Source organism: Mobilicoccus caccae (genome assembly GCF_030161635.1).
Taxonomy (GTDB): Bacteria; Actinomycetota; Actinomycetes; order Actinomycetales; family Dermatophilaceae; genus Mobilicoccus; species Mobilicoccus caccae.
Genome location: NZ_BSUO01000001.1, coordinates 4,173,302 through 4,191,496 on the forward strand (window position 1 = coordinate 4,173,302; position 18,195 = coordinate 4,191,496).

General features: G+C 67.9%; 21 protein-coding genes and 1 pseudogene. 13 read left to right on the top strand and 9 right to left on the bottom strand.

Annotation, left to right across the window (positions count from 1 at the left end):
• Positions 1–64 precede the first annotated feature (64 nt).
• From QQK49_RS20525 to QQK49_RS20535, 3 genes and pseudogenes are all read left to right on the top strand, one after another.
• Positions 65–989: pseudogene (locus tag QQK49_RS20525) on the top strand (ABC transporter ATP-binding protein).
• Positions 989–1,891: an ABC transporter permease gene (locus QQK49_RS20530; RefSeq protein ID WP_284305611.1), complete on the top strand. Its 903-nt coding sequence runs from the start codon at positions 989–991 to the stop codon at positions 1,889–1,891. The pseudogene QQK49_RS20525 and the gene QQK49_RS20530 overlap by 1 nt, the downstream one beginning before the upstream one ends.
• Positions 1,891–2,643: an ABC transporter permease gene (locus QQK49_RS20535; RefSeq protein ID WP_284305612.1), complete on the top strand. Its 753-nt coding sequence runs from the start codon at positions 1,891–1,893 to the stop codon at positions 2,641–2,643. Before QQK49_RS20530 ends, QQK49_RS20535 begins: the two co-directional genes overlap by 1 nt.
• 11 nt (positions 2,644–2,654) lie before the next feature.
• Here the strand turns inward: QQK49_RS20535 and QQK49_RS20540 are convergent, their stop codons facing one another.
• The 3 genes from QQK49_RS20540 to QQK49_RS20550 form a co-directional block, all read right to left on the bottom strand.
• A complete protein-coding gene (locus QQK49_RS20540) occupies positions 2,655–3,149 on the bottom strand; it encodes an SRPBCC family protein (RefSeq protein ID WP_284305613.1) in 495 nt (164 codons plus the stop codon).
• A 72-nt stretch (positions 3,150–3,221) separates the two neighbouring features.
• Positions 3,222–3,545, bottom strand: coding sequence for a type II toxin-antitoxin system PemK/MazF family toxin (locus QQK49_RS20545; protein ID WP_284305614.1), 324 nt, complete (start codon positions 3,543–3,545; stop codon positions 3,222–3,224).
• Positions 3,542–3,835 (bottom strand): antitoxin MazE5, encoded by a 294-nt coding sequence (locus QQK49_RS20550; RefSeq protein WP_284305615.1) that lies wholly within the window; start codon positions 3,833–3,835, stop codon positions 3,542–3,544. Before QQK49_RS20550 ends, QQK49_RS20545 begins: the two co-directional genes overlap by 4 nt.
• Positions 3,836–3,933: 98 nt before the next feature.
• On the opposite strand from QQK49_RS20550, the gene QQK49_RS20555 reads away from it, so the two are divergent.
• Together QQK49_RS20555 and QQK49_RS20560 are read left to right on the top strand one after the other, a co-directional pair.
• Positions 3,934–4,497 carry an NUDIX hydrolase gene (locus QQK49_RS20555; protein WP_284305616.1) on the top strand — a complete coding sequence of 188 codons (564 nt, stop codon included), beginning with the start codon at positions 3,934–3,936 and terminating at the stop codon, positions 4,495–4,497.
• A gap of 4 nt (positions 4,498–4,501) precedes the next feature.
• Positions 4,502–5,026, top strand: coding sequence for a GNAT family N-acetyltransferase (locus QQK49_RS20560; protein ID WP_284305617.1), 525 nt, complete (start codon positions 4,502–4,504; stop codon positions 5,024–5,026).
• A gap of 144 nt (positions 5,027–5,170) precedes the next feature.
• Here the strand turns inward: QQK49_RS20560 and QQK49_RS20565 are convergent, their stop codons facing one another.
• Positions 5,171–5,941, bottom strand: a complete 771-nt coding sequence (locus QQK49_RS20565) for a hypothetical protein (protein ID WP_284305618.1) — start codon at positions 5,939–5,941, stop codon at positions 5,171–5,173.
• A 46-nt stretch (positions 5,942–5,987) separates the two neighbouring features.
• A complete protein-coding gene (locus tag QQK49_RS20570; protein WP_284305619.1) occupies positions 5,988–6,860 on the bottom strand; it encodes an ABC transporter ATP-binding protein in 873 nt (290 codons plus the stop codon).
• 143 nt (positions 6,861–7,003) lie between these two features.
• Here QQK49_RS20570 and QQK49_RS20575 point away from each other — a divergent pair, with 143 nt between their 5' ends.
• From QQK49_RS20575 to QQK49_RS20585, 3 genes are read left to right on the top strand one after another with little or no spacing between them, the layout of a single operon-like run.
• Positions 7,004–7,459 carry a hypothetical protein gene (locus QQK49_RS20575; RefSeq protein WP_284305620.1) on the top strand — a complete coding sequence of 152 codons (456 nt, stop codon included), beginning with the start codon at positions 7,004–7,006 and terminating at the stop codon, positions 7,457–7,459.
• The gene (locus QQK49_RS20580) at positions 7,441–8,220 is read left to right on the top strand and encodes a sensor histidine kinase (RefSeq protein WP_284305621.1); all 780 of its coding nucleotides are present in this window, start codon (positions 7,441–7,443) and stop codon (positions 8,218–8,220) included. Before QQK49_RS20575 ends, QQK49_RS20580 begins: the two co-directional genes overlap by 19 nt.
• On the top strand, positions 8,217–8,864 hold the full coding sequence (locus tag QQK49_RS20585) for a response regulator transcription factor (protein WP_284305622.1): 648 nt from the start codon (positions 8,217–8,219) through the stop codon (positions 8,862–8,864). The genes QQK49_RS20580 and QQK49_RS20585 overlap by 4 nt, the downstream gene beginning before the upstream one ends.
• A gap of 114 nt (positions 8,865–8,978) precedes the next feature.
• On the opposite strand, the gene QQK49_RS20590 is transcribed toward QQK49_RS20585, so the two are convergent.
• Complete coding sequence (locus QQK49_RS20590) at positions 8,979–9,506, bottom strand: hypothetical protein (RefSeq protein ID WP_284305623.1); 528 nt, start codon at positions 9,504–9,506, stop codon at positions 8,979–8,981.
• Positions 9,507–9,659: 153 nt separating this feature from the next.
• Complete coding sequence (locus QQK49_RS20595) at positions 9,660–10,037, bottom strand: macro domain-containing protein (RefSeq protein WP_284305624.1); 378 nt, start codon at positions 10,035–10,037, stop codon at positions 9,660–9,662.
• A 162-nt stretch (positions 10,038–10,199) separates the two neighbouring features.
• Here QQK49_RS20595 and QQK49_RS20600 point away from each other — a divergent pair, with 162 nt between their 5' ends.
• A complete protein-coding gene (locus tag QQK49_RS20600; protein ID WP_284305625.1) occupies positions 10,200–11,453 on the top strand; it encodes an AlbA family DNA-binding domain-containing protein in 1,254 nt (417 codons plus the stop codon).
• Positions 11,454–11,574: 121 nt separating this feature from the next.
• Here the strand turns inward: QQK49_RS20600 and QQK49_RS20605 are convergent, their stop codons facing one another.
• Entirely contained in the window at positions 11,575–11,895 is a 321-nt protein-coding gene (locus QQK49_RS20605) for a PIN domain-containing protein (protein WP_284305626.1), read from the bottom strand.
• A gap of 320 nt (positions 11,896–12,215) precedes the next feature.
• On the opposite strand from QQK49_RS20605, the gene QQK49_RS20610 reads away from it, so the two are divergent.
• Positions 12,216–13,453 (top strand): IS3 family transposase gene (locus QQK49_RS20610; RefSeq protein WP_284303549.1). Its coding sequence is split into 2 segments (ribosomal slippage): positions 12,216–12,531 and positions 12,531–13,453, totalling 1,239 coding nucleotides; the frame shifts between segments, so codons are not numbered across the junction.
• Here QQK49_RS20610 and mobF read toward each other — a convergent pair.
• Positions 13,431–15,857, bottom strand: a complete 2,427-nt coding sequence (mobF, locus tag QQK49_RS20615; protein ID WP_284305964.1) for a MobF family relaxase — start codon at positions 15,855–15,857, stop codon at positions 13,431–13,433. The two genes, QQK49_RS20610 and mobF, sit on opposite strands and share 23 nt — an antisense overlap.
• A gap of 401 nt (positions 15,858–16,258) precedes the next feature.
• Here mobF and QQK49_RS20620 point away from each other — a divergent pair, with 401 nt between their 5' ends.
• From QQK49_RS20620 to QQK49_RS20630, 3 genes are read left to right on the top strand one after another with little or no spacing between them, the layout of a single operon-like run.
• A complete protein-coding gene (locus QQK49_RS20620; protein WP_284305627.1) occupies positions 16,259–16,999 on the top strand; it encodes a GntR family transcriptional regulator in 741 nt (246 codons plus the stop codon).
• Positions 16,996–17,841, top strand: a complete 846-nt coding sequence (locus QQK49_RS20625; RefSeq protein ID WP_284305628.1) for a sulfite exporter TauE/SafE family protein — start codon at positions 16,996–16,998, stop codon at positions 17,839–17,841. The genes QQK49_RS20620 and QQK49_RS20625 overlap by 4 nt, the downstream gene beginning before the upstream one ends.
• Positions 17,838–18,152: a hypothetical protein gene (locus QQK49_RS20630; RefSeq protein ID WP_284305629.1), complete on the top strand. Its 315-nt coding sequence runs from the start codon at positions 17,838–17,840 to the stop codon at positions 18,150–18,152. Before QQK49_RS20625 ends, QQK49_RS20630 begins: the two co-directional genes overlap by 4 nt.
• Positions 18,153–18,195: the final 43 nt, after the last annotated feature.

The following is an 18,195-nucleotide window of genomic DNA, read 5'->3' on the forward strand; positions in this document are numbered from 1 at the left end:
CTGGCGCCGTTCACGTCCGTCGGTCGACGGCGGCTGTCGGTGACCTCCGCTACCGTTCACGACCGTGAGCACTCCACTGGTCGAGGCGCATGGCCTGCGCAAGACGTACGGCGACTTCGAGGCGGTCAAAGGGATCGACGTCGAGGTGCGGCCCGGTGAGGTGTTCGGGTTCCTCGGGCCCAACGGCGCGGGCAAGTCGACGACGATGCGCATGATCGCCACCGTGTCGCCGCCGAGCGGGGCTCCCTGCGGGTGCTCGGCCTCGACCCCACGACCGAGGGGCCGCGCATCCGCGCACGGCTGGGGGTATGCCCGCAGGAGGACACGCTCGACGTCGAGCTGTCGGTGCGCGAGAACCTCACCGTCTACGGCCGGTTCTTCGGCATGAGCCGCGCCGACGTGCGCACCCGTGCCGACGAGTTGCTCGATTTCGTCAAGCTCACCGACAAGGGGGTGCCAAGGTCGACGACCTCTCCGGCGGCATGAAGCGGCGCCTCACCATCGCGCGGTCGCTGGTCAACCGGCCCGACCTGCTCATCCTCGACGAGCCCACCACCGGTCTGGACCCGCAGGCGCGGCACACGTTGTGGGACCAGTTGTATCGACTCAAACACTCGGGCGTCACACAGATCCTCACGACGCACTACATGGACGAGGCCGAACAACTCTGCGACCGGCTCGTCGTCATGCACGACGGGCAGATCTCCGCGCTGGGGAGTCCGGCCGAGCTCATCCGGCAGTACTCGACGCGGGAGGTCGCCGAGTTGCGGTTCGGGGTCGTCGACCACGCCGAGTACGAACCGCAGGTGCGGGGGTGCGCCGAGCGCGTCGAGGTCCTGCCCGACCGACTCCTGCTGTACGCCGACTCCGGCGACGCCGCGGTCTCGGCCGTACACGAGCGGGGGCTCACGCCGGCACAGGTGCTCGTCCGCCGATCGACCCTGGAGGACGTCTTCCTCCGCCTCACCGGCCGGACGTTGGTCGACTGATGGCCACGTCCGCCGGGCCTCCACACCGGCCTCCCCACCGACATTCCCACCGACAGAGCGGCGGCGCGGGTGCCGACGCGACGACCGCCATCACCGGCGAGGCGATCCCGGCCACGCCGTCCCGGCTCGTCGCGGCACTGCGCCAGGCCGACTACCACTGGACGCGGTTGCGGCGCACGTGGAAGGGGTCGATCGTCACGGCGATCGTCAACCCCCTGCTGTACGTGCTCGCGATGGGACTCGTGCTGGGTGACTACATCGACCGGGCCGGCACCGGGCCGCAGGGGGCGCCGTCCTACCTGCACTTCATCGCCGCGGGCCTGCTCGCGGGGCAGGCGATGACGATCGCCATCGGCGATTCCACCTACCCGGTCTACGGCGCGATCAAGTGGGACAAGACCTTCTATTCGATGACGGTCACGCCGCTGCGGGTGGGCGACATCGTCACCGCCCACCTGGCGGCGGTCGTCGTGCGCGTGGGGCTCTCGTGCGCCGTGTTCATGCTGGTGCTGAGCTTATTCGGGGTGTTCGCCACCCTCGGTGGGGCGCTGCTCGCGTTCGGGGTGCAGTTGCTCGTGGGCCTCGCGTTCGCCGCGCCGATCACGGCGTATTCGGTGCAGGCCAAGAGTGATTCGGGATTCGCGATCATCTTTCGGGTCGTCCTCGTGCCGCTCTACCTGTTCTCCGGCGCGTTCTTCCCGACCTCCAATCTCGGGCCGGCGCTGGAGCGGCTCGTCATGATCAGCCCCCTGTGGCACGGCGTCGAGCTCACGCGGGCGCTCATGCTCGGCACGCCGTTGCCGGTGGCCGTGGTACTCGTGCACCTGGCCGTGCTCGCGGGCATGGCGGCCCTGGGCTGGTGGCTCGCGGCGCGACTGCTCGGGCGGAGGTTGCTCTTGTGATGGCCTGGCACCTCGTCGTCCGGCACGCGCGCGTCTACCGGCGCAGTTGGCACGTGTTCCTCACGGGCTTCCTCGAGCCGGTGTTCTACCTGTTCTCCATCGGCATCGGGGTCGGGGCGATGATCCCCGGCTTCGAGGTCGACGGCGTCGTGGTGCCGTACGCGATGTTCGTGGCGCCCGCCATGCTCGCCACGTCGGCCATGAACGGCGCCGTCATGGACTCGACCTTCAACATCTTCTTCCGGCTCAAGTACGCCAAGCTCTACGACGCGATCCTCGCCACTCCCATGACGACGCGAGACATCGCGATCGGTGAGGTGGCCTGGTCGCTGCTGCGCGGGGGGATCTACGCGACCGGGTTCCTCGGCCTCATGGCGCTCATGGGTCTGGCGCCGTCGTGGACGGCGATCCTCGCGCTGCCGGCGTGTCTGCTCATCGGGTTGGCGTTCGCGGGCATCGGCATGTGGCTGACCACGTACATGCGCTCGTGGCAGGACTTCGAGTTCATCACCCTGGCGCTCATGCCGATGACGCTGTTCAGCGGCACGTTCTTTCCGATCCACCAGTTTCCGCCGGTGGTGCGCTGGATCGTCGAGGTCACCCCGCTCTACCGCGGCGTCGTGCTGTGCCGCGAGCTGACCACGGGCATGATCACGACGGCCTCGGGGGTGTCGGTCCTCTACCTGATCGCGCTGGGTCTGACCGGGATGCTGCTGGCCCGCCGCCGCCTCGATCGGCTGCTGCTGACCTGAGGGGCGGGCGCTCAGTCGCGGGGGTAGCCACGCCGGACGGTGCGGTCGAGGATCCCCAGCGTGCCGCGCAGGTGCGTCTCGGACAGGACGGGAAAGATGCCGGCCTCACGCCACTGCGGGTGGATGTCGGACCAGTCGTAGTACGAGGTGACGCGCGTGGCCTCGGTGCCGTCCTCGCGCGTGGCCGGTTCGAGGCGGTAGCCGTACACGTGGCCGAGCGGAGGCTCGATCTGCCCGAGGATCGTCCAGGAGATGTGCCGGTCGCGCTCGAAGTCGCCGATCGTCACGGTGACGTCGTAGCGACCCAACTCCGGAAAGTCGTTGAGCGCCTCGCGGTCCATGTGGACGACGAACTGGTCGCCGGCGGCCGAGACGGGTTGCCCGGTGGCGTCCTGGAGCATTCCGGAGGAGTCGATGGCCACGTGGCCCTGCGGATCACACAGGACGTCGAAGACGGCCGACGCAGGGGCGGTGATCACCCGGTCGACGGCGATGCGTTCGGTCATGCCGCCACCCTATGAGGGCGCTCGCGCAGGTGCCTGCCGTGGTGGTGCGGCTGCGGCCGCCCCTCCGGCGGGTCAGAGGCAGTCCAGCGCGACACCCAGGGCGCTGCACACCTCCTGCAGGCGCGCCGAGCTCAGTCGGCCGACGCGCTCCACGCACCACGCGACCGGGACGCTCTCGAGGGAGTCCAGCGATGCCACGCAGGGGCGGGGCACGGGATCGGTCCCGGGTTCGAGTTCGACCTCGCTGGGGAGGCCTCGTCTGCGCGTCGTGCACGGGGCGACGACGGCCAGACGCCTGGCGACGATGGCCTGGTCCCGCGACAGCACGACCACCGGTCGCCGTCCTGCGCCCGGCACCTCACACCACCAGACCTCGCCACGTGCGGGGATGCTCATCGGCTGTCGGGTCGGCGAAGGTCGCGGGCGTCGTGAGTCGGCCGCCCACGCGTCGTGTCCCGACTCCGCGCCGTCGAGGCGGCCTCGTGCCATTCGGCCAGGTCACCCCACTCGTCGGGCAGGTCGACCGGCTGATCTCGATAGGCCGCGGTGTAGGCGGCGTCGATCTCGGCCCGACGGTGTGTGCGCAGCAGTTCGGTGAGGGCGGCCTCGACGAGGGAGGCATCGGTGCCGCCCCCGTGCGCCTCCCTCGCGGCGGCGAGGAGGGTCTCATCCACGGTGGTGCTCACGCGAACCTTCGCCATGCCACGAACGTAGCATGATCATGATCATGGCATGACTCTGATGGTCGGGAATGTCCTGACGTGCTTGTCCTTAGAGTTCAGGCATGACGACGGCAGAGGACGCATCGGCGGGCGCGGGCGATGAGTGGTGGGACGTGCTCGACGACGCGGGCGCGCCGGTCGGCGAGAGGTTTCGCCGTGGGGATCCGGGCTGGCCGGAGGGGCGGTACCACCTCGTGGTCGGCGTGTGCCCCGTCCGCGCGGACGGTCGCGTGTTGGTGACGCGCCGCGCGGTCTCCAAGGACTGGCCGCTCGACTGGGAGTTTCCGGCGGGCAGTGCACTGGCGGGCGAGGACTCGCCCACGGCCGCAGCACGTGAACTCCAGGAGGAGACCGGACTGTCCGTCGCTCACGACGACCTCGTCCTCCTGCGACGACTGGTCGAGCCGACGGCCTTCTTCGACGTCTTCACCGCCCGCGTCGCGGACCCCGAGGTGCTCGACCTCGAGCCCTCCGAGGTCTGTGACGCGCGCTGGGTGGATCTGGACGAGGTCATGCGGATGCGTGACGCGGGCGACTTCGCCGACCCGTGGCTGCCCAGACTCGAGGTCGTCCTGCCCATGCTGGACGGGGTGGTGGTGCGAACGGCACCGCCGGTGACAGGGTGAGGTCGTGCTGATCCGCCGTGAACGAGCCGAGGACGTCGAGCCGATCCGCCGCGTGCATCGGGAGGCGTTCGATCCGCCCGCTGCGGGGGAGGAGCCGGTCGAGGTCGCCCTGCTGGATGCGTTGCGTGCCGATGGTGACCTCGTCGACCCCTGTTGTCTCGTCGCCGAACTCGACAGAGAGGTCGTGGGGCACGTGGCCGTGAGTCACGCGTCGGTCGAGGGCGCGCCGGAGGCCCGGGTCGTCGGTCTGGGGCCGATCGGGGTGCTGCCCGCTCATCAGGGTGAGGGCGTCGGGGCCGCGCTCATGCACGCGACGCTCGCGGCCGCGGACGCGCTGGGCGTCGAGGGTGTCGTGCTGCTCGGCCACGAGACCTGGTACCCGCGTTTCGGATTCACCCCGGCAGCGCCGGAGGGTCTCGGGCCGTCCGTCCCGACGTGGCCCTCGGTCAACTTCATGCTCCGCCGCCTGCACGCCTGGTCGGGACCACGCGGCACCTTCCACTACGCCCCCGCGTTCGCCCGGCTCTGATCGGGGCCCGCGGAGGTCACGCAGTTTCGACGTACTCGCGCGAGGTTTCACGACCCTGCAGTCCTGTGACCTGGCCTTGAGTGTCACGAGGTTCCCGCGAGTACGTCGAAACTGCGTCACGGTCCCAGCACCGACGCACGTGCCTCACACGTCCTGACGCGCGTTGCGGATGAACCCCACGACCATCGGCAGGACGATCCACAGCATGACGACCGAGGCGAGTTCCGGCGCCTGGGCGGCGGGGCGGTCGGCGAAGCCGCCGAGGAAGGCGGCGTGGGCGTCGACGTACGGCGCGATCGGGGCGGTGGTGCTCCATGCCCTGAGCAACTGCGGAATGAGCTGGGGGACGAGGAAGAACACGGTGAGTGCCAGGGGCGCGTTGAGCAGCGCGGCGCCGAGCGCGGCACCGACCAGGGTCATCCCGCCGATCGCCCAGAGCAGACCGGCGGCCACGTCGAGGATGCCGCGCGGGCTCGGCAGTGTGTCGCCGACCAGCGCCACGACGATCAGCGCGATGACGAGTGTGACGACCGCGGCGGCGAGCGTGAGCAGGGCGATGGCGATCAGTTTGGCCGTGAGGACCCGGGAGCGTGCGGGGTCGAGTGCGTAGGTCCACAGCGCGGTCCGGTGGCGCCATTCCCCCGCGATCGCGAGCATGCCCACGACCGGCAGGAGGAACACCAGCGGCGCGGAGCCCTCCGACGTCAGGCCGCGCAGGTCGAGGTCCTCGGGGGCGAAGACGCCCAGCAGGGGTATGGCGAGAAGGAGCAGGCCGAACATGACGGCCAACAGGGTCGTGGACGAGCGCGTGTCGACCAGCTTGCGCAGCTCGATCCGGGTGCGGGTCACCATCGTGATCCCGCTGTGCTTCGAGGCGGCGGGGGCGGTCGGTGTGGGGTGGGCGGTGGTCGTCATCGGTCTCTCCGTTCGGGCGATGTCTCGGATGGGCAGAGGAGGAGGGTCAGGCGGCGCGGGTGAGCTCGAGGAACCTGGATTCGAGGTCTCCGCCGGAGGGTTCGAGGCGGGTGAGGACGAGCCGGTGCGCCACGGCCAGTTCGCCGATCGTCTGGGCGGGTGCGTCGACGAGCAGCCCGTCCCGCGCGCCGGAGTGCGTGACCCCGGCCTGATCGAGCGCGGCCACCAGCGCGGCGGTGTCCGTCGCCTCGACCGTCTGGCGCTCGGCCTCGCCGCGCAGGGAGTCGGCGTCGCCCTCCATGACGAGTCGTCCCCGGTGCAGGACGACGATGCGATCGGCGATGGCCTGCACCTCGGTCAGCAGGTGGGAGGACAGGAGGACGGTGCCGCCGGCCTCGGCGAAGTCCTCGAGCAGACCGCGCATCCAGTGGATGCCCTGGGGGTCGAGACCGTTGGCCGGCTCGTCGAGGATGAGCACCTGCGGGTCGCCGATCAACGCCGCCGCGATGCCGAGGCGCTGCCGCATGCCCAGTGAGTACTGCCCGACGCGCTTGCGCCCGGCGCCGGTCAGCCCGACGCGGGCGAGCATCGGCTCCACCGTGGAGGCCGGCACGCCCACGGTCATGGCCGCGAGCCGCAGCACCTCGTCGCCGGTCCGTCCCGGGTGCTGCGCGGCGGCGTCGAGCATGACGCCGACGACCCGGCCGGGACGAGGGATGTCGGTGAAGCGGACGCCGTCGATGGTCGACGACCCGGCGTCGGGGCGGGCGAGGCCGCAGACCATGCGCAGGGCGGTGGACTTGCCGGCGCCGTTGGGGCCGAGGAATCCCGTCACGCGGCCCGAGGGGGCGGTGAACGTGAGGTCGTCGACGGCGCGGTGGTGTCCGAAGGTCTTGGTGAGTCCGGTGAGTTCGATCATGAATCCACCGTCGCCGCCTCGCCCTGGTCGGCACATCTGCCATCGAGGTCGAGCTCCAGGTCCGAACGGATGATGTCGGTGACGCGCGGCATTGCCCGTTCGGACGATGACGCGGAGATGGCGCCCCTCGTATCGTCGGAGGCGTGATGCGACGACCGACGGGGGAACAGGCACGGTTCGCGTGGCGCACGGTCGCCTACGTGCTCGTCGTCGCGCTCAGTGTCGTCGGGCCCATCATCGACCTGTCGGTCGCGTTGCGGGTGCTGGCGGTCGTGGTGGGCGTGCTCGCCGCGCTCACCGTGTATTACCGGGTTCGCTACCCGTGGGCGTTCCCCGCCGTCGCGGTGCTCTCGGTTCCGCTGGTCGGGCCGGCCCTGGTGTATCTCGCGGTGATCTCCGTGACGGTGCGGCGCCGCGACCGCGCGGCCTGGGCATTCGTGGCCGTGGCTGTCCTGGCCATCCTCATCCCCTCGTTCGCCAACGGGGGACGGTCGAGATCACCCGCGCCGACGGGACCCTGGCGAACGTCGACGGGTTCCTCGCCAACTGGGCCGCCCACCTCGTCGGCGTACTCGTGTGTGTGCTGCTGGCCTCGGTGATCGGCACGCGCCGCGCGCTGGTGGCGAGCCTGGAGGACCGGGCGCGACGTGCGGAATCGGAGCGCGCCTCGCGTGCCCGGGAGGCGGTGCTGCTCGAGCGGGCGCGGATCGCGCGGGAGATGCACGACGTCCTCGGCCACAAGATCTCGCTGGTCACGATGCAGGCGGGCGCGCTGGAGGTGAACGCCGACGCCGGTCGCGAGGTCGTGGAACGCGAGGCGGGTCGCATCCGGCTCACCGCCCGGGAGGCGTTGGAGGATCTGCGCGCGGTGATCGGCGCGCTCGAGGAGGAGGACGCGTCGCGTGAGCCGGGTCCGGGGATCGGCGAGGTGCCCGCTCTGGTGGCGCGCTACCGCGAGGCGGGGGCGTCGATCGAGGTCGAGGACACCGTGACGACGCGGGAGGACGCGCGCAGCATCGACGCGGTGGCCGGGCGGGCGATCCACCGCGTGCTCACCGAGGCGCTGACGAACGCGCATCGCCATGCGCCCGGCAGCCCGGTCGGCGTCCGGCTCACCGGCACTCCGGGGCGGGGCGTGGATCTGGTCGTCGAGAACGCCGCGGGTTCGCCCGCGGAGCGTGCGTCCGGCGGGACGGGGCTGCCGGGCCTGGCGGAACGGGTGAGGATCGCCGGTGGCACGTTCGAGGCCGGGGTCCGTGATGGGATGTTCCGGGTGCGGGCGCGATTCCCGTGGCCGCAGGAGCGCGACAGGTCGGCCGCCGGTGCGGTGGAGACGTCGCTGGAGGAGTCGATCGGATGATCCGGGTACTGCTCGTCGACGACGACGCGCTGGTCAGGGCGGGGTTGTCGATGATCCTCGGCGCGGCCGAGGACATCGAGATCGTCGGGGAGGCCGGTGACGGCGAGGCGGGGGTCGCGGCCGTGCGCACGTCGCGACCGGACGTCGTGCTCATGGACATCCGCATGCCCGGCGTCGACGGACTCGCCGCGACCGAGCGGATCGCCGCCCTTCCCGACCCGCCGCAGGTGCTCGTCCTCACGACGTTCGCCGCCGACGAGTACGTGTTCGGTGCGTTGCAAGCGGGGGCGATCGGCTTTCTGCTCAAGGACACTCCGCCCCGCGAACTGGCCGACGCCGTCCGTACGGTCGCGGCGGGCAAGGCGATGCTCACCCCGGAACACACCCGCGCCCTCATCGACCGGTACGCCGGGGGAGGCGCGCGCCGCGAGGAGGCCCGTGCCCGGCTGGAGGTCCTTAGCGACCGTGAGCGGGAGGTCGCGGCCGCCGTCGCCCGAGGCCTGTCCAACGCCGAGATCGCCGGTGACCTCTACCTGTCGGAGGCGACGGTCAAGGCCCACCTGGCTCACGTGTTCACCAAGCTCGACCTCAACCGGGTACAGGTCGCGATCCTGGCCCACGACGCGGGGCTGACGGGAGGGTGAGCACAACACCTCGGTGTGCGCCGACCTCCGTAAGGTGAGCGTCGTTCAGGAGATCGTGAAGGGGTTCAACGGTCTGCACCGGTGGCGCAGCTTCACCCGGGCGTACCTCTGGCGTCAGACGTGCTCGGGCTGACGCAGCCACCCGCGATGTTCAAGGGCCTCCCACGCGGTGGCGACGTGGTCGGTGGAGAAGAGCGTCGCCTTGCGCTTCGTCCTTTTACGGATGGTGCGGCTGGCCTCATCAGGGGTCCGCGCACCGTCGCGGGTGACCGCCCAGTGCACCGACGCCAGTAGCTCGAGGTCATACGTGCCCTCGAAACCACTGATGAGCCCAAGCACCTGCGTGGTGCGGGCGGCGGTGTCCGGTACTTCACTCATGACGGTCGGTAGTCGCTCCTGGGCGTGCTCGGAAACTTCCAACGACTCGGCGTCGAGCGGTGATGCCGAGCCGTCGCCAAAGCCTGTGATGAAGTGGCCTTCCATGTCTCGGAGCGTCTTGCGGAGGCTGTCGGTGTACGGACCGTAGTGGGCCTTGACGAAGAAGAGCCGCAGAGGTTCGCCGGCCTCTTGGAGCAAGTAGGCGAGCTTCTGGGTCCCGATGAGCCCCGGCCACTCCCAGGCGACAGCGTGGTAGCCGGCCATCAGTTGAAGGAGCGCCGCACGTACAGGCGTGAGGGTAGGTGCGGCGGTACGGTTCACATTTCGTGCGCCGGGGGCGCGCCCGCAGGCCCGTATACCCGCACGTCGACGTCATCGCCGAGAGCTGCGAACGCGGCGTGGATTCGGGGTGCGACGTCAGTCCAGTCCAGCCCCCGTTGCCACAGCCGAGAGGGGGATGGCGATTGAGCGGATGCCGCGCTCCCGGACGACGCGGACGAGGTCGGTCAGCCCCGCCTCGATGTCGCTCATGCGGGAGGGCGCCCGCCAGTGCTGCTTGGTCGGGAAGTTGATGACGAAGCGTGGCCCAGTGAGGCTGCCGGTCTCCCACACGTGCATCCGACCCGTCACCAGTCGGCCGGCCTTGGCCTCGCGCGCGTAGTCAGTGAACATCCGGGGGTAAGCGCGTTTGAACTGCAACGCAATGCCTTTTCCCATGACGCCCACCGTGTTGACGGTGTTGACCAGCGCGTCGGCGTCGTCGGCGAGCAAGTTGCCGTGTCGTTCGCGGACCATCGACTCTCCCGTTGCCGTCATCCCCTAGAAGTACCAGCCGGGTCTGACAGCGTCGCGGCGTTCACCTTCCCACTGGCGCGCATCCACTGGAAGGCACCGCGTCAAGCTCGCACGGCGGCGTCTTCCTGGCCACGTTCCTGCTTGTGCTGCATCATGATTGGCGTGGACATCCTCACGCCTCTCCACCGCGCTCTCGGCCGAGAAGCTGCGCCGCTAGACCTCAGCATCCTGCGGGAGGCGATCGACTCGAGCATTGCCGAAGCGGCCGACCTGGACTGGAAGAAGGAGTTACCCCACGCCAAGAGCGATGACGCCGGGGACGAGTTCGCCAAGGACGTGGCGGCGATGGCCAACTCGGGTGGTGGGTGGATCGTCTACGGGGTGGGTGAGGACGGGCACTCACGTGCCTCAGACATCTGTCCAGTCCGCTGGGATTCGAGCGAATCGAAGCGACTGCGCGCACTCGCGTATGGGCGGGTGTACCCGCCTGCGGTGGGCGTGGACTTCGAGGTGGTGGAAGTCGAAGGTGGGGCCGTGGTCGCCATGCGTGTCCCCGACTCTGCTGAGGCCCCGCACTTCGCTCGCTACCGGCAGAACGCTCTGCGGGCGCCACAGCGGAACGGTCCCGAGACGGTTTTCATGAGTGAGCGCGAGATCGAGCGGGCCTACGCAGCGAGGTTCGCCCGCCGGCGAGCGTGGCATGACGACATGCAAGACCTTTTTGGGGCGACCGCCCGGGCCTCAGCCCGATCACGGTTGATCTGTGGGGTTTTAGTCGCTCGCCCAGCAGAGCCGTCGCCACGCGGGGTGCGAATCGACAAGAGTCTCGCCCAGACAATCTTCTCGGCCATCAGCGGACGAAAGATCTGCGCCCCCCAGCTGACAACGATCCACCACGGCAACGAACCTGTCAGACCCGGGTTGCGTAGCTGGGTGCTTCGGTTGGCGTCACCGCAAGGGGCGCGTGCAGTGGTCCACGCCGATGGGTCGGCGAGCCTCAGTGTCGACCTGGGTGGCTGGAGCGAGGAGAGTGAAACGAGCCACGTGTGGCCGGTTGGGCAGCCGTTCCACACCATCGCACGTGCCGTCGAGTGGTTCGTCGACGATGGGGTCGCACTGGCGTCGGCTACCGTCGAGACACTCGGCGTCAACTCACCCGTACGTGTGATGGCCTCCATCGTCGGCCCTGGTGAGGAAGCCCTGGTCATCCGAGACGAGCACGCGTTGTTCCGGGACGAGTGGCGGTTGGCTGACGAGTCCCAGAGCCGCCCGGTCACCGAGTTCGAGGCGGTCGCGGCCTCCATGACAGCGCAGGCCGACCAGGCGGAGCGGTACGACGTGGCGAGGGAGTTGGCGCTGGATCTACTGAACCAGGCCGGCATCGAGGGCCTGAAGTCCATCCGGGCGCCGAGGTAGCGTGCCGCGTCGAAGCGCGTCTGCCCCGCGTCACAAAAAGACCCGGCCCACGAGGGACCGGGTGAGTTATGGCTTGATCGTACTCCGTGACGACTCGCCGTGGCAACGTCCCCGGTCAACCTCACCACCGCTCGGGCTTCGTGATCCCCCCGACGATCGTGGGAAGCTGATGCCTGAAGTCTGTCGGTCGGAGGGTACGCCACCAGTGGCAGCCCGCCCCGTCGGTTGGCTGCCCGCGCAGGTCTCCCGCGGTGTTCCCGCCCGCGGGGTTCACCATGCCGACGGGTACACGTTCCCGGACGCGATTGATCGGCAGCTTGAGGTCGGAGTCGTTGGAGACCACGACCACTGCGTCGACGGCCCCGTCCAGCACATCTGTGAGGAGATGGGTGGCGACGTTGACATCGGATCCCTTCTCCTCCTGGTGGAGGGTCGAGACCATGAAGACCGCGTCCTGCGTCGCGTGCCCAAGCGGCGCCTGAATCATGACGGGCCATTGGGGCGTGACGAGTCGCGGCGCCCCCGCTTCGTGTCCGCACGCACGGCCAGAGGCCGTGCTCGCACACCCGTCACATACCGACCGAACTCGATGTGATCCACGCTGCCCGCCATCAGCAGGGCCTGCAGGTAGGCGTACTGCTCGGCATGACCGGTGGGGTTGAACCCCTGATCGATCTGAGCGGTGCAATAGACGGGGCTTGACCCCTGATCTTGGACACGCTGAATCCAGCATCGTGCTGGGGAAGCGAGATGATCCCGTCTATGGCCAGGAAGAACTACACCGACGAGTTCCGTCGGCAGGCCGTTGATCTGTACGAGTCCACACCCGGTGCCACGTTGAGAGGCATCGCCGACGACCTTGGGATCTCCCGAGGCACCTTGTCGGACTGGGTCAAGACGTTCGGCACGGGTTCGACGACCACCGCGATCACCAGCAGCAAGCCGCCGACCGGAAGGCCGGAGACACAGGCCGAGAAGGTTGCCCGGCTCGAAGCCCGGGTCGCCGAGCTCGAGGCGGACAAGACCAAGATCGAGACCGAGAAGTCGATACTTCGTCAGGCGGCAAAGTATTTCGCTGGGGAGACGAACTGGTGAGCCGCTTCCAGTTCGTTGCCGACCACCGAGACACCTTCAAGGTGAAGCGGCTGTGTGAGGTCATCGAGATCAACAGGTCCTCGTTCTACGCCTGGGAGAACGCTGCGCCGGCGCGAGCCGAACGCGCTGCCGCAGACGATGAGCTCGCGGACCGGATCCGTGCGGTCCAGGACCCTGCCCAGGGCGGTGACAAGGCCTACGGTGCGCCGCGGGTGACCGCAGAGCTCAACGACGGCGTCGATGTCGAGGATCGGGTCAACCACAAGCGCGTCGCACGCGTGATGGCTGAGAACGGCCTGGCCGGGATCCGGCTCCGGCGGAAGGTCCGCACCACGATCCCCGAACCCTCAGACCAGAAGGTGCCCGACCTGCTGAAGCGGCACTTCACCGCCGCGAGCGTGAACACCAAGTACGTCGGAGACATCACTTACCTGCCGCTTGCCGACGGGTCGAACCTTTACCTGGCGACCGTGATCGACTGCTGCTCCCGAAAGCTCGCCGGCTGGGCGGTCGCGAACCACATGCGCACCAGCCTCGTCGAGGATGCGCTCAAGGCCGCCCTCGCCGACCGAGGCAGCCTGCGCGGGGCGATCTTCCACGCCGACCACGGCTCGGTCTACACCTCCAAGGACTACGCCAAGCTCTGCGGGCAGCTCGGCGTGATCCGGTCCCTCGGTGCCGTCGGCACGAGCGCCGACAACGCCCTCGCGGAGTCGTTCAACGCCACCCTCAAACGAGAGACCCTGGCCGGCGCCGCGACCTACTCCGACGAAGCATCATGCCGCCGCGAGGTCTTCCGATGGGCGGTCCGCTACAACACCCGCCGGCGCCACTCCTACCTCGGCCAGGTGTCCCCGAACACCTACGAGAACAACCTCGCGACTACCATCCCGGAAGCCGCGTAATCCAACACACCCCGTGTCCAAAGATCGGGGGCAAGGCCCCACCGACGCCTGCTGTCGTGCCATCGTGTAGACGCAGACCGTCAGCCTCGACGTGTCCGGCTTCGATCAAGTCGGCGCGGGCGCGTTCGTTGAGCTGGGCGACCATTTCGCCGGTTCCTGCGAGCATCAGCGTGCGCAGACCCTCGCCGCGGTCGGCGCGCCATGCCTCGTAGATCGCATCGAGCATGGTCTCGGCGTCGCCGTCGATCAGCCTTCCGCGTCCCTGGTACTCGTCGAGCGAATCAGTGTTTCCGTGCCGTAAGCCGAGGCTGGCGGTCTTCTCCCACTCGTTGGCGAAGCGGCGCACATCAGTGAGCTCGGGAACCTGATCGCGGCGGCGGACGAGCATCCCGAACACCCCGCCCGTCTCGACAGCGCTCAGCTGCCCCCAATCGCCGATGAGCACAACCTTGGCTCCGACCTCGGCGGCGTGCTCGGCGATCCGATCGAGCGCGAGGGTTCCTGCGAGGGAGGACTCGTCCACGAGCACGAGCTGCCCGGCTTCGAGGTTCCAACGCCCGTGGTGGTGTTCGTAGAGGAACTTCGCGGTGTTCTCTGCCCGGACACCGAGCGAGTCGCCGAGCACTTCGGCGGCAGCCGCCGACGGCGCGAGACCGATTACCGAGTCACGCCCATGCGCGGCTGTCCATGCGCGATGGAGCGCGCGGAGCGCGGTGGTCTTGCCAGACCCAGCAGGGCCAACGAGTAGATCGAGGGTCAGCCCGGAGCGGGCGATGCCGGTGATGGCGACGGCCTGGTCAGGTTCGAGCCGGACGCCCCTGATCTTGCGAGAGGTGTGCCGCGCGACAAGCCGCGCCGTCAGTGCTGGCCCGCCAGTGCGCTGACTGTGCGCGAGCAGGCGCTGCTCGGCGTCGAGGATGTCTTGGCTGGAGTACGCGATCTGATTGACCGGCTGGAACCTGTTGCTCTCGCCGTCGACGTAGTGGGCGGGCACGACGCGTTCGTAATCCGGGGTGAGCCGGAGCGATTCGGCTTCGGCGTGCGCGACGATCTGATCGAGCACCCGGACACGGTCGTCCGTGGTTGCGAACCGGACGCCCATGAGCTGCCGCATCGTCTCGGCGTGCAGGTTCCATCGCCCCCAGGTTGCACGCCTGTTCGCTACCTCCATCAGAACCACTGAGGCGAGATCCTCGATCTGCTCCAGCCCGAGATCGTCTGCACTCAGTCGGGCTTCGGTCGAAGCCCGGTCGAGCAGATGCTGCGCCCAAGTGGGGGCGTCCTGCCCGAGCACGACTTCGGCACGCGCACGCCAGTCGGCGGTGAGGTCGGCCAGTGAGTGAAGTTGTTTCTCGGGCCTGGTCTCCAAGGTCGCCTGCTGGCGGAGCTTCGCAATCGTCGCTGCTGAGGGTTGCCACCCGTGCTCGGTGACGTACTGCTCGATCAGCCGGTTCTTGACTTGCTCGATGCCCTCCGCGCCGTCGCTGCCTCCGGTGGTGCGTCGGGAGAACTCCGCGATCAATGCCGCCGGTACGCCCTCGATCTCCCAGCCGGTGTTGCGGTCTTTGCCCCGGTCGACGGGCACCCACGTCACGCCGAGTAGCCGCGCGGTGTGGTCGGTGACAAAGGCGTTGTACGACTCCGAGAGAGCGACAGCCGCCTTGTGCAGTCGGCGAGAGTCGAGCGTGCGCCAGCGGCCGTCCTCGCCCTGCACCTTGTTCGACACCACGACGTGCGTATGTAGCTGCGGGTCGGCGGCTCGGGAGTCGTAGTGGTCGAACGCGGTGGCGATCACGCCCACGATCGGCATCTGCGCGATACCGCCCGCGCCGACGCGGGTTGCGGCGACACGATCTTCCAGCAACGCGATCGTGTCTTGCATCGCAGCGTGATGCGCCTGCGCAATCAGCGCTTGCGTACCCGCGTCTGCCACGCCCCAGATCGCGCTGACCGACTTGGGCAGTGAGAACGTCAAGTCGAACCCTGCAACGGCGGTGCGCGGTTTCTTCGTAACCTCTTCTTCACGGATGCGCTGCACGGCCTCTTCCCGTGCCTCGCCTCGCAAGCCGGGGTCTAGTCGTGCAATGCGGGCCGCAATCCGCTCGCGTGGGGGCTGCAACGAGGGGAACCTCTTGCCGAGCTTCTCGCCGGTGACCGGATGGATACCGTCACCAAGTAGTCGGGACAGGTGTTCCTCGGTCACCGTGTCGCCCTCGGTTAACGCTGGTGTTCCCCCGTCGTCGAGGCTCATCAGCCCGGTGCCGATCCACGTCCCGGGCGGGTTCCCGGTCTCGGTGTAGTACCGGGTTAGCGGGCTGCTCATCTCGCGGTCGCCGTCACCGACGACGACCGATTTCAACAGGTATTCGTACCCCTTGCCGGACGACATGACCCGGATGGTCATCACCACGATGGCCCCTCCCCGAGACCGTCACGGGAGGGGCGGTCTCGGGGGTCAGGTGCGCGCGCAGCGCGCGGCTCGCACTCTTAGTGCCAGACGTGTGGGGGAAATAAGGCAGCTTCCCGGCCAGCGCTGAAAATGAGCCGACGGCATCAGCTGCGGCCGGCTCGACGATGCAGCGGCAGCCGTCCGTCCTCGTCAGTGCGCAGGCTCGCGCTGGAGCGGTCGATGGTAAATGGAGAACGGGGTGCCGGCCTCGACGTAGTAACGCGTCAGGGGTGTTGAGAGGGAGCGGTCACCGTCGGCGGCAACGACGCTGCGAAGTAGGTACTTTGGCGAGCAGCGAAGGATGCGCACAATAACAACAGCGGGATGTTATAACAACATGATGTATGCTATCAGGTATGGCTTCAGATGCCCCGTTGTATGCGCAGGTGGAGGAAGCGCTTGTCGCACGCTTCGGGGTGGACCTGCATCCTGGCGACCGACTGCCGACCGAAGACGACCTGATCGAGGAGTTCGGGGTTAGCCGGATCACAGTGCGGCGAGCGATTCAGAACCTTGTTACACGTCACCTTGTGGTCACGAAACGTGGCCGAGGAAGCTTCGTTGCCACGCCGAGTTTCAGCCAGCCGCTCACCGCGCTGACCGGGTTCGTTGAGGACATGAATGCACTCGGATTGCGCTCTCACGCACGAGTGCTGTTGATCGAGGAGGTCACCGCACCTGCTGAGGTACGTGCAGCACTGGAGGTGCCACTCGGGGCAAAGGTCACTCACATCGAACGCGTACGTCTTGCCGCCGGCCACCCAGTGTCATTCGATGAGACCTATTTGCCAACAGAGCTGGGGCGACTGGTTGCTCAGGATGATCTGGAGAACGAACCGATCTTCACCCTGCTGGAATCGCGCCACAATACGCCCTTGATCGAAGCGGCGTATGCACTCCAAGCCAGCACGGCTGAAGCTGCGGTCGCGGACGCGTTAGAAATTGCGGAGGGAAGTGCCATCTTCCGGATCGAGCGGACGTCATTCACGACCGGGCAGAAGCCGGTGGACTACGAAGTCCTGCATTACCGCGGCGACGCGATCACCTTCACCACCCGCCTGCCCCGGCCTGGAGCTGGCTCGGGAGGAGACCAATGACGGTCGTGCTCTTCACGGTGCTGTTCTTCGGTGCCCTCGCAGCGGGAGCACTTGGTAGCGCGCTCGGGATGGCCGGGGGCATCTTCGTTGTCCCGCTGCTGACCTTGGTGGCTCATGTTCCTTTCCCTACCGCGGTCGCGGTGAGCCTGGTCTCGGTCATCGCCTGCTCGTGCGCCAGCGCGCCGCGCTTCCTGTCTGCGGGGTTGACGAACCTGCGTCTAGCAGTCGTTTTGGAAGTGGCCACCACCTTTGGCGCCCTGATCGGAGTGCTCATGATTGGAGGGGTTCCGGACTCGATCCTTTACGGGATCTTCGCCGCGGTTCTATTTGTCTCCGCGATTCAGATGATCGTAGGTCGCCGTGGGCGCGTCCCACAACCTGCACTTCACGGTTCTCGATACCAAAGCCTGGGTGGGGCATTCACTGACCACGATGGCAGCACCGTGGGCTATCAGGTATCTCGACTACCGTTGGGGGCGACGTTCATGTTTGGTGCTGGAGCGCTCTCGGCGTTGCTGGGGATCGGTAGCGGGGTGCTGAAGATCCCTGCGATGGATGCAGCCTTGAAGTTACCAATCAAGGTTTCCTCCGCTACCGCGAATCTGATGATCGGGGTGACTGCATGCGGGGCTGCCGCCGCATATCTCTTCTCGGGCACCCTGGACCTCACACTGTCTGCTCCCATCGTTCTCGGCTCCCTTGCTGGATCAATCCTGGGGGCGAAGATCCTCGTGAGAGCCGCTGGCCCCTCACTGCGTCTCGTGTTCATCATCGTGCTCCTGGCGTTGGCGGTGCCCATGATCGCCAACGCATTCGGCCTGAACTGGGGAGTCTCCTCATGACGCAAAACTTGCCGACAACCATGAACGATGACCAACCACTGGCCAGGCGCATCGCTACATTGATGCGTGTCGGGACGGTCGTAGCCGCCTTCCTGCTCACCGGCGGTGCCGTGCTTCTCTCCACCCAGATGGTCGGTGCCGCGACGGTCCTCCTCGCCGGTGGATGCGGTCTCTTGATCCTCCTGCCAGTGATCAGGCTGGCGATGATGGCTATCCACTTCGCACGGCTGACCGACAAACGCTTCGTTCTTATCACCATCGCCGTCGTCACGTTCGTATTCATGGGAGGTGTAGTCGGAGTTGTCCTATAACTCTCGTCGAGGCAGTCTCGAAACACCCATATAATCGACGCCG

Bases quoted from the DNA above. Each gene is read 5' to 3' on its own strand.
- QQK49_RS20530 (WP_284305611.1), top strand. From the start codon at position 989: ATGGCCACGTCCGCCGGGCCTCCACACCGGCCTCCCCACCGACATTCC.
- QQK49_RS20535 (WP_284305612.1), top strand. From the start codon at position 1,891: ATGGCCTGGCACCTCGTCGTCCGGCACGCGCGCGTCTACCGGCGCAGT.
- QQK49_RS20540 (WP_284305613.1), bottom strand. From the start codon at position 3,149: ATGACCGAACGCATCGCCGTCGACCGGGTGATCACCGCCCCTGCGTCG.
- QQK49_RS20545 (WP_284305614.1), bottom strand. From the start codon at position 3,545: ATGAGCATCCCCGCACGTGGCGAGGTCTGGTGGTGTGAGGTGCCGGGC.
- QQK49_RS20555 (WP_284305616.1), top strand. From the start codon at position 3,934: ATGACGACGGCAGAGGACGCATCGGCGGGCGCGGGCGATGAGTGGTGG.
- QQK49_RS20565 (WP_284305618.1), bottom strand. From the start codon at position 5,941: ATGACGACCACCGCCCACCCCACACCGACCGCCCCCGCCGCCTCGAAG.
- QQK49_RS20570 (WP_284305619.1), bottom strand. From the start codon at position 6,860: ATGATCGAACTCACCGGACTCACCAAGACCTTCGGACACCACCGCGCC.
- QQK49_RS20585 (WP_284305622.1), top strand. From the start codon at position 8,217: ATGATCCGGGTACTGCTCGTCGACGACGACGCGCTGGTCAGGGCGGGG.
- QQK49_RS20590 (WP_284305623.1), bottom strand. From the start codon at position 9,506: ATGGCCGGCTACCACGCTGTCGCCTGGGAGTGGCCGGGGCTCATCGGG.
- QQK49_RS20595 (WP_284305624.1), bottom strand. From the start codon at position 10,037: ATGGTCCGCGAACGACACGGCAACTTGCTCGCCGACGACGCCGACGCG.
- QQK49_RS20605 (WP_284305626.1), bottom strand. From the start codon at position 11,895: ATGGTCTCGACCCTCCACCAGGAGGAGAAGGGATCCGATGTCAACGTC.
- mobF (WP_284305964.1), bottom strand. From the start codon at position 15,857: ATGACCATCCGGGTCATGTCGTCCGGCAAGGGGTACGAATACCTGTTG.
- QQK49_RS20620 (WP_284305627.1), top strand. From the start codon at position 16,259: ATGGCTTCAGATGCCCCGTTGTATGCGCAGGTGGAGGAAGCGCTTGTC.
- QQK49_RS20625 (WP_284305628.1), top strand. From the start codon at position 16,996: ATGACGGTCGTGCTCTTCACGGTGCTGTTCTTCGGTGCCCTCGCAGCG.
- QQK49_RS20630 (WP_284305629.1), top strand. From the start codon at position 17,838: ATGACGCAAAACTTGCCGACAACCATGAACGATGACCAACCACTGGCC.